Here is a 13,623-nt window from a genome sequence, read left to right on the forward strand (position 1 = left end):
CGATGCTCGCCTCCGCCGAGCCGGCGCTGAACATCACCAATGGCGCCGGCCGCATCGGCAGCTGTCTTGATAGCGGCACGCCCAATCCGTTCACCGGCGACATCGCCGATGTGCGGGTGTGGAACGTCGCCCTGACCAGCGGCGCCGTCGAGCGCAACATGAATACCCAGCTGACCGGCCAGGAGGCTGGGCTGGTGGGCTATTGGAAGCTGGACGAGGGCGGCGGCGCCACCGCCTACGATCTGGCGGGTACGGCGCAGAATGGGACCTATTCCGGCACCCCCGCCTGGGTGACGGCCGATCATGGCGACCTTACCGGCGGCGGGATCGTGAAAACCGCCCTCACCTTCGCCGGCGATCAGGCGGCCAATGCCGGCGACATCTTCGACCTGGGCCGGGGCGATTTCTGCATCGAGGCCTGGGTCAGGCCGACCAGCATCACCGGCGAGCACGTCATCGTCAGCAAGGACGCGGTCGGCGCCACCCAGCCGGGCTTCAGCCTGAGGCTGGACGAGGGCATTCCGGTCCTGAGCGTCGCCGGCACCGACATGGTGTTCGGCAACGTGGCCCTGACCGCCAGCCTGTGGACCCACGTCTCGGTCAGCCGCTGGAACGACATGTACATGCTGACCGTCAACGGCCAGCCGGTGGGGGTGGTCCAGGGTCCGGACCTCAACCTCGCCAACGATTACGACCTGCTTCTGGGGGCCCGCGCCGGCAGCGGCGGCACCGGCATCGACAACGCCACCAGCTTCCAGGGCCAGATCGCCGGCGTCAGGCTGTGGAACGACAGCCGCGACCCCGAGGATATCGCGGAAAACATGTACCGCGCCGACATCGCCGACCACGACCTCGTGGCGTCGTGGACCGGCGACGGCGTGGCCGACGCATCGGGCAACAACCATGTCCTGACCCTGGACGGGGCCACGGTGGCGGCTGTCGCGGGCACGCTGTATCTCGGCGACAGCATCCTGGAGATCGACAGGAACCAGCCCTATCACGGCACCCTGCTGGCGACCGACGACAGCGGCGCCGCGTTGACCTATTCGGTGGCGACCAATCCGGAGCATGGCGCCATCGCGCTCAATGCCGACGGCAGCTTTGCCTATACGCCGAATGCCGGCTATGTCGGCCCCGATAAATTCGTGCTGAAGGTCAATGACGGACGCGGCGACACCACCAAAGAGGTGATGCTGACAGTGCGCGACACCACCGACATCCTGGGAGCGCGCCAGCAGGATGCCGTACTGGCCTTCAAGGCCGGCCAGACCGCCGCCATCGCCAATACCGGGGCCATGGCGCTCCTGGGACAGGGTGACTTCACCATCGAGGCCTGGATCAATCCGGTCACTATCGCGGGCGCCCAGACCCTGGTCTCCAAGGGCAGCGGCGGCGAGGCCCTGTCGCTGTCGCTGGTGGCTGGCAAGCTTTCCTTCACCGTCACCGACAATAGCGTCACCTCCACCGTGCAGGCCCCGGCGGCGCTGACCGCCGGCCAGTGGGCGCATGTGGCGGTCACCCGCCACGGCAGCGAGTTCGCCCTGTTCGTCGACGGGCAGCAGATGGCGGCCGACACCATCGCCGGCATCACCTCGCTGCTGCCGGCCGGCAGCCTGACGCTGGGCGGCAGCTTCACCGGCATGATGGACGAGATCCGGGTATGGGATCGCGGCCGCACCGCCTTCGAGATCGCCGATTCCGCCCATGAACGGATCGATTACGACAACGGCCTGATCGCCCAGTTGAACGGCCAGGATTACGGCGGCAACATCTTCGAGGACCAGTCCGGCAACTACGACGTCGATCTGTCCACCGGGCTTGCTCCCAACACCTCGTCGCCGTTGAACAAGGCGCTGCATTTCGACGGCTCGGCCTCGGTCAACATCGGGAACAATCTCGGCCTGAGCACCGGGCCGTTGACCATGGAAGCCTGGATCAGGTGCGAGACACTCGGCAGCAACAAGGCCATCATGGCCGTCGGCTCCGGAGCCTCTCATAACGGACTCGCCCTGTTTGTCGGCCCCACCGGCAAGCTGGGGGTGGAGATGTCCGGTTGGGGCGATGTACAGGGCAATGCCGTGGTCGCCGACGGAAATTGGCATCTGGTCACGGCCTCCATCGCCAGTAACGGCGCCGTCAGCTTCTACGTCGACGGCATCGCCGACGGCACCGGCTCCATACCATTTACCTACGACCTCACCGCCGGCGTGGCCCGCATCGGCACCTCCTACGACGGCACTGCCTACACGTTCGTGGGTGATATCGCTGATACCCGCATATGGGGCTCGATCCGCACCGCTGCCGAGATTCAGGGCAGCATGAACACCCAGTTGACCGGCTCCGAGGGATCGTTGCTGGGCAATTGGCAGATGAACGAGATCGTTGGCGGCACCGCCGTGGTGGATGTGGCGTCGGTTCCTCACAACGGCACCATCATCGGGACCGTGACCGTCATCGATAATGGCGGGCCGCGCATCGTCGAACCACCCAGCGCGGCCATGCATCTCGCCAGCGGTACTGTCATTGACCTGGGCAACACCACCGTTCCCCAGGGGGTCCACGACTTCACCTTCGAGACCTGGGTGCGGACCTCCGCCACCGGGCAGGCGCAGAATCTCTATGTCGCCGGCAATGGCTCTGCCTCCAGCGAGTTCCTGGTCAATACAACGACAGCCAGCATCCAGGATCAGCCAAGCGTAACGGGGCTTGATGGTGGCGGCTTCGTGGCGACGTGGCGGGATTTCAGCCAGAGCGGCGACGACACCAGCAGCTACGCCATCCGCGGACAATTGTTCACGGCCAGCGGCGCCAAAAGCGGCGGCGAATTCGTGGTCAACACCACGACCGCGTCGCACCAGGAAGAGCCCAGCGTCGCGAAGCTGGATGGCGGCGGCTTCGTGGTGACGTGGACGGACAGCAGTTTCAGCGGCGGCGACACCAGCCTCTATGCCGTGCGCGGGCAGATGTTCAATGCCAGCGGCACCAAGACCGGCAGCGAATTCCTGGTCAACACCACGGTCGACAATGCCCAGGACCAGTCCAGCGTGACGGGGCTTGATGGCGGCGGCTTCGTGGCGACGTGGCGGGACTACAGCCAGAGTGGCGGTGACGCCAGCAGCTATGCCGTGCGCGGACAGCTGTTCGATTCCAGCGGCGCCAAGACCGGCGGCGAATTCCTGGTCAATACCACGACTACTGGAGGGCAGTACGCCCCCAGTACGGCGGCGATTGACGGTGGTGGATTCGTGGTGACTTGGTTTGACGCCAGCGCGACCGGCGGCGATACCAGCGGCAATGCCGTGCGTGGGCAGATATTCGATTCCAGTGGCGCAAAGTCTGGCGGCGAATTCCTGGTCAATACCACGACTCTTAATGGCCAATTGGCTCCCAGCGTATCGAACTTGGCCGGTGGTGGTTTCGTGGTGACGTGGGAAGATTTCAGCCAGACCGGTAGCGATACCAGCGACTATGCTGTGCGCGGCCAGGTGTTCGCAGCCGGCGGCACTAAGATCGGGAACGAGTTCCAGGTCAACACCACCACTTCCGGCGCTCAGGATGCAGCCAGTGTGTCGGGACTGGCGAACGGCGGTTTCGTGGTGACGTGGGAAGATTACAGCCAGACCGGCGGCGACGGCAGCGACGCCGCCATCCGGGGACAGGTCTTCAATGCCAGCGGCACCAAGATCGGCGGAGAGTTCCTGGTCAACACCACGACATCCGGAATCCAGAATATCCCAAGCGTTACCGGGCTTACCAACGGCGGTTTCGTGGTGACGTGGCAGGATTACAGCCTGAGTGGCGGCGACACCAGCGCCGCCGCCATCCGGGGGCAGGTGTTCAACGCCAATGGCGAACCCGCCTCCGGTCAGGGCGCGGCCATCCAGATCCTCGCCGATGGCCGGATCGGCATCGGCTCCGGGTTCTCGGGGACCGGGGCACTTGCCTCCAACGATGTGGTCAATGACGGACTGTGGCACCATGTGGCGGTCAGCGTCACCGGCGCCACCGGCGATTACCAGATCGTCATCGATGGCCAGACCAGTGGCATCGGCACCTTGGGAACCTCCATCGACCTGACCGGCCATGCCGCCGTCGGCAGCGGCTGGAATGCCGGCGCCCCGGGGGCGAATCCCTTCGTCGGCGATCTGGCCGATCTCCGGGTGTGGGATACGGTTCGCACCGCCGCCCAGATTGAGGACGCCATGGGCCGGCAACTGGGCAGCGTTCCCGATCTGGTGGGTAATTGGCACCTGGACGCGGTCGACGGAGTCTCGGTGACGGATTCCTCCGCAACGCCCCACAACGGTACCGTCACCGGTACCCTGACCCCGGTTTCCACCGGCTCGCCCATTTACGAGCAGGTGATCCACGCCGATTTCGGCGCGCCCTATCACGGCGTTCTGGCGGCGGAATCGTCCATGGGGGCCATCGCCTGGGCGCCGGCCGGCGGCAGCGCCGGCACGGCGTTCGACACCGCCCACGGCACCATCACCATCCAGGGCGACGGCAGCTTCGTCTATGTGCCGGACGCCGACTGGCACGGCATCGACAGCGTCATCGTCGAGGCCATCGGCGCCGGCGGCTCCATCACCAAGAAAGCCATCGCCATCGAGGTCGGAAGCCCGGTCGAGCCGGTCGGCATCGGCGCCGCCGGCGCGACGTTGCAGTTCAACGGCACCAGCCAGTATGCCCAGAGCAGCGCCATCTCTCTGGCCAACACGTCCTTCACCTTCGAGATATGGGCCAACCGCACCCGGACCGACGCCGACGAGATGCTGATCGGCCAGGGAACCTCGGCCAGCCTGGATCAGTCCCTGCATATCGGCTATCAGGTCAATTCCAACACCTTCAAGATGGATTTCTGGGGCGACGCCATCACCTATACCGACGCATCGCCCAATCTGAACACCTGGGTGCACTGGGCCGGCAGCTACGACGCCGCCACCAACCAGGCGGTCTTGTATAAGAACGGCGTCGAGGTGGCGCGCCAGGCCATGGCCGGCGACTTCAACGGCACCGGTCCACTGACCATCGGCCAGGCGTTCGGCGGGAATTTCTTCGCCGGCCAGCTGGACGAGATCCGCATCTTCAACGACGTGCGCAGCGCCGCCGAGATCGCCGACGATTACCGCCGCCGCGACCTGGAGGACGCCGACCACCTGCTGGCCCAGTGGTCGATGGACCGTGTCCTGAACGCCAGCCAGGGCGTGGCCCATCCCTTTGTCCCGGATTCGTCCGGGGCCGGCCGTCATCTGGTCCTGGGCAGCGGAACCGCCTATGACTCGACCGTGCCGCAATTCGTCAATGTCGGCGGCCGGGCGACGTCGTTCAACGGAACATCGTCGAAGATCACGGTCCCCGACACCGGCGACATCGCCAGCCTGGGCAGCGGCGATTTCACGCTGGAGGCGTGGGTCAACCTCGCATCCGCCAGCGGCGAGGCGACGCTGCTGTCCAAGGAGACCGCCGGGCATGAATTCCGCCTTGGCGTCAAGGACGGCAGCCTGTTCTTCCAGGCCAACGACGGACTGGGGCAGACCCTCTGGAACACCGGCGGTTCGGACTATTACCTCAAGGCGGCAAGCGCGCTGAGCGTCGGCCAGTGGAGCCATGTGGCGGTCACCGGTTCCGGCGACACCTTCACCTTGTGGATCAACGGCGGCGTGGCGGCGACCTACACCGCCGCCGGCATGGGCGAACTGGCCACCGCCAGCGCCCTGGCGATCGGCGCCCGTGTCGTCGACGCCAGTTCCTCGGATTATTTCTCCGGCATGATCTCGGATGTGCGGGTCTGGAACCACGCCCGCAGCCAGTCCGACATCATGAGCTACATGAACACCCGCCTGTCCGGCGACGAATACGGCCTGGCCGGCAACTGGCGCCTTGACGACCTGTCGGCCGGAACCGCCCCCGACACCACCGGAACCGCCGCCGGAACCGGCACCAGCGTCAGCATGTCGGGCGTCAAGCCGCTGGTCTACGCCGACACCGTCACCACCCGCGAGGGAACCATGGTGCGTGGCGGCCTGCTGGCCATCGACGGCGATCCCGACGCCGCCATGACCGCCGCCGTCGCCCAGCAGGCGAACAACGGCACCGTCGTCATCACCGGCAGCGGCGCCAGCCTGGCCTACGCCTATACGCCCAACGACAATTTCGCCGGCAGCGACAGCTTCATGATCGGCATCAACGACGGCAGCGGCAACCTGACCTACGCCACCATCGGCGTCCTGGTGCGCCAGGTGCATCAGGCGCCGCAGATCAGCGGCGCTACGTCCTACACCACCGATTGCTGCGGCGCCCAGGTCCTTGGCCTGACCGTCACCGACGACATCGGCGACGTCGGCTATCAGAAATACCAGCTGGAGCTGGACGCCGGACACGGCATCATCACCCTGGCCGCCACCGGCGGGCTGACCTTCGGGTCGGGAACCGTCAACGGCTCGTCGGCCATCGTGGTCACCGGCACCCTGGACCGGATCAACGCCGCCCTGGCCACCGCCACCTACGCCGCCGATCCCTATTGGAACGGCGGCGGCGGCGACAACCTCGCCGTCAAGGTATGGAACATTTCCGCCGATGGCGCCGGCCACACCCTGGTGACCGAGACCGCCCTGCCGATCACCGTCGCCGACCGCACGCCGGTCGCGACCTCGGCCGCGCTGGCGGCGGCCATCGACGGCGCCGCCGTCACCGGAACCTTCACGGTGCTGGACCCCGAGGGCGCGCCCCTGACCTTCGGCACCATCAGCGGCCCCAGCCACGGCGTCCTGACCCTGAATTCCACGACCGGCGCCTACAGCTATGCCGCCAGCGACGCCAATTTCACCGGAATCGACAGCTTCACCTGGAGCGCCAGCGACGGCACCCGGACGCTTCAGCACACCGAGCGGGTCGAGGTGTACGGACACCAGACCGCCTACGCCTTCGAATCGAACCCGCTGGCGGCCGATCCCCTCGGACTGGCGGCGCTGGACAACGCGACCCTGTGGCACAGCGCCGGCAACGATGCCGTCGGCGGCCTGTCCCTGACCTCGTCCACCCTGTCGGTAAGCGGCGGAAGCGTCACCATCGACGTGGGGGCCTCGATCAACGCGGCGTCGCTGCTGTCGGTCGAGTCCGGCGGCAGCGTCGAACTGGCGGCCGGCGGCCTGATGACGTCCGGCGGCCTGATCAGCCTGTCCGGCGGCACCCTGACCGGCGCGGGCACGGTGTCGCAGACCGGCGGCACCATCGCCATCCGCGGCGCCGACAATTATTTCGGCGCCGCCTACCAGAACGCGGCCGCCACCGTGCTGTTCATCGGCCACGAGATCGATTCAGATTCGACGGTGGTGTTCGAGCACGGATTCGCCAATCAGGGAACCCTCAACCTGCATTCCGGCAATTCCTATTCGTGGTCGGGCGTCAACGTCCTCGGCGCTCTCGACAATCACGGCGTCTTGCTGTCGTCCGGCGCCGAAGCGGGCCACAACTTCATCAATGCCGCCAGCCTCGACAACAACGCCATCTTCCAGGTGGACCGCACCCTGGAACTGACGGTCGCCGACTTCGACAACCATGGCCGGCTGATCCTGGGAGGATCGGGGACGGGGGCCGCCCTGACGGTGGCGGGATCGTCGCCGTCCACCGCCGCCCTGTTCGACAGCCACGGCAACATCCAGGGCAACGGCACCATCGACGTGACCAACGCCACCTTCGTCAATCACGGCTACATCACCCCCGGCGCCGCCGGAATCGCCGGCACCTTGCATGTGAGCGGCGACCTGATCCTGAGCGGCGAATCGCACGTCGTCCTGGACGTCTGCCCCACCGGCATCGGTTCGGGAGCCAGCGACCAGCTATGGGTAGACGGCAACCTGACCCTGGACGGCGTCCTGCACGTCTCGGCCTCGGCCCGGCCGGACCTTCCGGTCCTGGCGCTGAACTGGGGGTCCTACGACGGGGCGTTCGATTCCATCACCGGCCTGGACAACAGCGCCGGCGGCTGGCTGCTGGACCCGGTGTTCAGCAATACCGGCCTGACGCTGACGGCGCAAACCGCCACGGTGATGACCTCGAACGCCTCGTATTCCGACACCGGCATCACCGACAGCTACGTCATCGCCACCGGCAGCGGCAACGTCGCCCATCTGGGCGGCGGCAACGATGTGTTCATCGGCAAGGGCGGCAACAACGTGGTCGGAATCGGCGACGACGACTTCCACTTCCTCAACGGCGGCTCGGGCGGCGGCAATCAGTTGTGGTGGGAAAGCGCCGACCTCAACAAGGCGTTCGACATGACCCAGTTGCAGACCAACGCCTTGCAGAATTTCGACGTGCTGGACCTCAGCCGCGCCGGCAACGGCAGCGCCATCCTCGACCTGGCCCACATCCTGTCCATGACCAATGGCGTCAACGCCGTCACCGGCCAGGCCAACCAGCTCGTGGTGATCGGCGCCGACAGCGGCTCGGTCAGCTTCGCCGACAACGGCTGGCAGGCGGTGGGACAGGTGGAGCTGGTGGTCAACGGCCAGCAGGACAGTTACACCCAGTACAGCAAGAACGACACCCAGGTGCTGGTCAGCAGCGACACCCATGTAAGCTGACAGGAAGAAAGGCCCGGAGCCGTCGGCTCCGGGCCTTTCATTTTTCCGCCGTGACGGCTTTCCGGCTACAGCTTGAAGACGGTCCTGAGGCCCAGCACGGTGGCGTCGGGAATGGCCTTGGCGCCATTGTCGGGCAGGGTGGCGCTGCCACCCGGATTGAACAGGTACTGGGCGTCGCCGACCAGGGTCCACCACGGTGTCACCTGATAGCTGTACATCAGCTCGACCACCGCCTCGTAATCGTGATCAGGCGCGTTGGCGGTGCCGAAACGGCGGGCGTCGGCGTCGCGGGCGGCCAGTTCGTCGCTCATCCCGCCATAGGCGAAGGCGATGGCGGCGACGTCGTCGTCGCGACTCTCGAACGTGCCCTTCAGGGTCAGGCCGGTGTCGAACCAGAACGACATCTGGTTGCGGTCCTCCGGCATGGCGGTGGTGCGGAAGAAGGCGCCGAGGCCGCTGTCGACGGTGCCGGAACGCTTCCACAGCATGTGGTCGACAATGCCGTAGACGGCCCAGTTGCCGTGATGGGTACGGGCGTTGCCGCTGGAGGCGGCGCTGCCCAGCGACAGCCCGTCCTCGTCGTAATGCTGATCGGTGGCGCGGCCGTTGTAGTAGAAGCCGCCCAGCTTGAAGGTGGCGGGCAGGCCCTTGGATTCCTTGTCCTGATTGATGGAATAGCTGGCCTCGCCGAACCACACCGGCGGCTGGTCGACGGTGAAGTCGAGACCGCTGCGATTGCGCTTCTGGGCGTCACCGCCCACATTGGTTCCGGGGGCGACGTTGCCGCTGAACACGGCCGCCATCAGGGCGATTTCCTCGGTGGGCTGCACCTTGAGGCGCACGCCGGCGTTGGACAGCGGATAGCCGCCGCCGCCCGAGGGCAGGTTGGCGGCATAGATGGCCGGCCAGCCAAAGGCGCTGTTGACCATGTAGGCGGCGTAGGTGCTGGTGTAGAACTCTTCTTGCATCGGCACGCTGCCGAAGCGGACCGAGACCTTGTCGTCCAGCAGGCTCTGTTCCATCCACAGCGAGAACAGACGGGTCGAGGGGGCCGCCTCGATGCTGCTGACCGGGATCAGGCCGCCGATAAAATTGGCGGTCAGCTGACGGCCCTGGATGTGGAAGCCGGTGGCGTGGATCTTGCCACCCTGCCAGCCGACCGCCTTCTCAAGGTCGATGTCCAGGTCGCCCTGGAGCAGCCCGGCGGCGATGGTGCGCTTGCGGATGCCGCCGCTCATGGTGCGCATGGTCTCGGCGGTATAGGTGGCGGTCAGTTCGATGCCCCGGTCGGCGAGGCTGGTGCGCAGGCCGCCCCAATCGCCGGTCAGTTGCTCGCGCTCCCAGAATCCCTGGCCGGCCTCTTCGGCCCGCCCCGCCGACGGCGCCAGAAGCAGCCCGGCGAGCAGAAGCGGCGCCAGCGCGCCGCGTCCTTGAGTTGTCATGCTGATCCCCTTCGGATGTGACTGCGAATTATCCTCAAATCTGAGGCTGGAGGTAACGGGTTTTCGACCGGCCTGTCAAGGGTCATTGATAATAATTCTCACATGCTCATCGACCTATATGCCAAAATTTTAGGCTGTTTTGGCGACATCGTCTACAAAATGCGCAACCTCCGATCAGGCTGAGAAAAATTCCAAGATGAATCAATACGATCTGGTTGGCACGGTGGTTGCTTTTCTCCCCGGCATGTCGCGTGCGATGCACCATAACAAGCCGAAGCAAGTGTTATAACATAACATTTAGCCGAGGCGGTTGCGAGAGGGGAATTTACGATGGTTGGAATTGGTCTTCGGCCCCGCTGCCTGATCTCGGGCGCCATCCTGTCCGCGGTTCTGGGCGCGGCCGCCATGCCGGCCCGGGCCGACGTGTCACTGTTCGAGCAGGGCGGCCTCAAGGTCGACGGCGCCCTGACCGCCGGCCTGACCGGCTTCGTCTCCCCCGGCGCCCAGTTCGGGGTCGGCTCGTTCACCAACAACCAGGGCGCCACCGGCAAGCGCATTTCCGGCCGGCCGGTCTGGTCGGAATGGTTCATCCATCCGGAACTGAAGGCCTCCTACGCCAGCGAGGGCTTCGGAACCTTCTACGGCAATGTCAGCGGCCAGGTCACCGCCACCGGCGGCGACGGCGACCCCAGTCTGATTTCCACCACCTACGGCCATCCGGTGCTGGTCGATATCGAGAACCTGTACGCCGGGTGGCGGTCGGCCAAGCTGTTCTCCGGCCTCGACGAGAACGCCATCGACATCTCGGGCGGCCGCCAGAGCTTCCGCATCGCCGACGGCTTCCTGATCAGCAACGGCGTCAGCAACCAGGGCAAGCGCGGCGGCTGGTGGACCCAGTCGCGTACCGCCTTCTCGCAGACCGGCATCGTCCGCGCCGCCCACGGGCCGGTGCGCGGCGACCTGTTCTATCTGCAAAATGAATCCGCCAACGGCAAGATGCCGGACGGCCTGTTCGACAGCGCCCGGACCAAGGTGTTCGGCGGCAACGTCGAACTGTTCGAAAGCGTCGCCGCCGAACCCGGCGGAGCGGCCAAGGACGGCGCCCGCACCTATGGCGACCGCAAATGGTATGCCGGCCTGACCTATTTCACCGTCCTCGACGCCAACAGCGCCGGCAATCTCGGCTTCAACAGCCCCGGCAACGGCGGCAACGCCTCGGTCACCAACACCATCTCGTCCAATCGCGACGGCATGAACGTGTTTTCGGCCCATGTCGGCGGCAACATGCTGCCGTTCCTGCCCGATTTCTCGCTGTACGGCAATTACGTCTACCAGCACAACGGCAAGGCCAACCGCAAGGTCGAGGCCAACGCCTGGTACATCGAGCCGGGCTACCAGTTGTCCGAACTGCCGTGGACACCGAAGCTGTCCTACCGTTACGCCCATTTCAGCGGCGACAAGGACCCCACCGACACCACCAAGAAGGCCTATGATCCCTTCTTCTACAACGCCGTCACCCGCGGCTTCGGCACCTGGTTTATCGGCGAGATCATCGGCAATTACGTCATCGCCAACAGCAACGTGAACATCCACCAGCTGACCCTTTCGGTCAATCCGCTGGACAACGTCAAGCTGAGCGTCCTCGGCTTCACCTACAACTACGACGCCAAGGAGCAGACCGCCGGCGTCACCTCCGACAACCTGGCGCGCGAGATCGACTTCGCCGCCGAATGGGCGGTCAACGATCACGTCACCCTGGTGGCGGCGTTCGGAGCCGCCCGCATCGGCAGCGGCTACCGCCAGGTGCTCAACGCCAATGCCGCCGGCTGGCCGGCCGACCGCACCTGGCTGCTGGGCGAGACCTCGGTGGTCGTCAAGTTCTGACCGGTTCGGGGCCGGTCCTTCCCCCATCCGGGGAAGGGCTGGCCCCGTCACCCGCGAACGGCTCTGGACAGCGGCCTTCCCACACCCTACCTTTGGAGTAGGGATGATTGTCGAAGGCGGCGTGGCAAGTGACACAGGCTTTCACGGATCAGGGCTCGCGCTCGTGGCAGCGCCACAATTGCGGCAATGACGGAACGATCCTGATCGGCGACGCCCAGTCGCGGGCCTTCATGATCGACGCCTCGCGCGGCGGCTTCAAGCTTCGCTTCGAACAGGTCGAATCGGCGATGGCGGCGCTGTCGCCGCTGCCCCGCGACATCAACGTCGTCAACAACGCCAACTCCACCTTCGCCGCTTCCGCCATCTGGGCCAAGGACGGACTGGCCGGCTGCCGGTTCTACCAGCACCTGTCGCTGGACGAGGTGGTCAGCCTGATGACCGGCCGGTTCAAGATTCAGCTGGCGCGGATCAACACCCCGTCCTGAATGCCGCCACGCCGGCTCTCACGCGCGGTCGGGGCGGTCGGGATCGATGATTTCATACTCGGCGTCGATCACCATCGGACGGGAACTGTCGGCATCGCCGCCCGCCGGACGGGACGCGGCGCCGACCACGGTCATCCGGCCGCCGAACCGGCGGAACAGGACGCCCCGCACCGGCGGCAGCAGCAGCGGCAGCGCGACGCAATCGGTCACCAGGCCGGGCACCGCCAGCAGGACGCCGGCGACGGCCAGGCACAATCCGTCGAAGGCCGCCCGCACCGGCGTCTCGCCCAGTTCCAGCCGGGCGCGGGCGTCCAGAAGCATCGCCAGCCCCTGCCGGCGCAGAATCGCCAGTCCGGCCATGACGGCGGCGACCGACACGATCAGCGTCCACCAGCCGCCGATCAGCTCGGCCAGCCTGATCCACGCCATGATTTCCACCACCGGAACCGCAACCAGACCCGCAATGATCAGCCAACCCATGCTTGCTCTTTCCCTCCACTCGCCTTATCTCTTGAACTGAGCCGACATTCCCGTGTCAGCCTACTCCGGACGAGGTTCATGAACGACGGTTTCCACATCCTCGACATCGTTTTTTTCGCCATGGTCGCCGCCTTCCTGGTTTTACGGCTTAGAAGCGTGCTGGGCCGCCGGACCGGAACCGAACGGCCGCCGGAACAGTGGACCCCGCCCGAAGCCGCCACCGGCGCCACGGTGATCGATCTGGCGACGGCGCGGCGTTCGGCCTCGGAACCGCCGCCGACCTCGCCGGTGGGCATGGGCCTCGCCGCCATCCGCGCCGCCGACCGCGCATTCGACCTGGACGGTTTCCTGGGCGGCGCCCGCGCCGCCTTCGAATTCATCGTCGGAGCTTTCGCCGCCGGAGACAAGGCCGCCCTGCAACCGCTGCTGACGCCCGAGGTGTTCCGCCAGTTCGCCGACGCCATCGACGCCCGCCAGCGCAATGGCGAGGTTCTGACCACCGAATTGATCGGCATCCGGTCGGTCGAGCCGGTGGAGGCCCGGCTGGACGGCAGTTTCGCCATCCTGACCCTGCGCATCGTCAGCGAACAGATCAACGCCCTTCGCAATGCCGAGGGGGTGGTGGTCGAGGGCAGCGCCGAACGGGTGATCGAGGTCGTCGACGACTGGACCTTCCGTCGCGACACCCGCTCCGCCGATCCCAACTGGGCCTTGTCCGCCACCCATATCCCGGAGGACTGAGCC

Annotated in this window: 6 protein-coding genes (1 of these 6 running past the window's edge); 4 read left to right on the forward strand and 2 right to left on the reverse strand. The window is 66.1% G+C overall.

Going from position 1 to position 13,623, the window contains the following annotated elements:
- On the forward strand, positions 1-8,588 hold the 3' end of the coding sequence (locus MTBSS4_RS19140; RefSeq protein ID WP_173984963.1) for a LamG-like jellyroll fold domain-containing protein. The gene continues 26,635 nt to the left of window position 1, outside the view; 8,588 of the gene's 35,223 nt are visible here — the last part of the coding sequence; its start codon lies beyond the left edge, outside the window; the stop codon is at positions 8,586-8,588.
- 65 nt (positions 8,589-8,653) lie between these two features.
- Here the strand turns inward: MTBSS4_RS19140 and MTBSS4_RS19145 are convergent, their stop codons facing one another.
- Positions 8,654-10,030, reverse strand: coding sequence for a carbohydrate porin (locus MTBSS4_RS19145; protein WP_254432664.1), 1,377 nt, complete (start codon positions 10,028-10,030; stop codon positions 8,654-8,656).
- A 330-nt stretch (positions 10,031-10,360) separates the two neighbouring features.
- Between MTBSS4_RS19145 and MTBSS4_RS19150 the strand changes: the two genes are divergently transcribed.
- Both MTBSS4_RS19150 and MTBSS4_RS19155 read left to right on the forward strand, forming a co-directional pair.
- Positions 10,361-11,914: an alginate export family protein gene (locus MTBSS4_RS19150; RefSeq protein ID WP_173984964.1), complete on the forward strand. Its 1,554-nt coding sequence runs from the start codon at positions 10,361-10,363 to the stop codon at positions 11,912-11,914.
- Positions 11,915-12,042: 128 nt separating this feature from the next.
- Positions 12,043-12,399: a PilZ domain-containing protein gene (locus MTBSS4_RS19155; protein WP_173984965.1), complete on the forward strand. Its 357-nt coding sequence runs from the start codon at positions 12,043-12,045 to the stop codon at positions 12,397-12,399.
- Between the two features lie 18 nt (positions 12,400-12,417).
- Here the strand turns inward: MTBSS4_RS19155 and MTBSS4_RS19160 are convergent, their stop codons facing one another.
- The gene (locus MTBSS4_RS19160; protein ID WP_173984966.1) at positions 12,418-12,879 is read right to left on the reverse strand and encodes an FxsA family protein; all 462 of its coding nucleotides are present in this window, start codon (positions 12,877-12,879) and stop codon (positions 12,418-12,420) included.
- A 78-nt stretch (positions 12,880-12,957) separates the two neighbouring features.
- Between MTBSS4_RS19160 and MTBSS4_RS19165 the strand changes: the two genes are divergently transcribed.
- On the forward strand, positions 12,958-13,620 hold the full coding sequence (locus MTBSS4_RS19165) for a Tim44/TimA family putative adaptor protein (RefSeq protein ID WP_173984967.1): 663 nt from the start codon (positions 12,958-12,960) through the stop codon (positions 13,618-13,620).
- Positions 13,621-13,623: the final 3 nt, after the last annotated feature.

Origin of the sequence: Magnetospirillum sp. SS-4 (genome assembly GCF_902729425.1) — a bacterium.
In the GTDB taxonomy this organism is placed as follows: domain Bacteria; phylum Pseudomonadota; class Alphaproteobacteria; order Rhodospirillales; family Magnetospirillaceae; genus Phaeospirillum.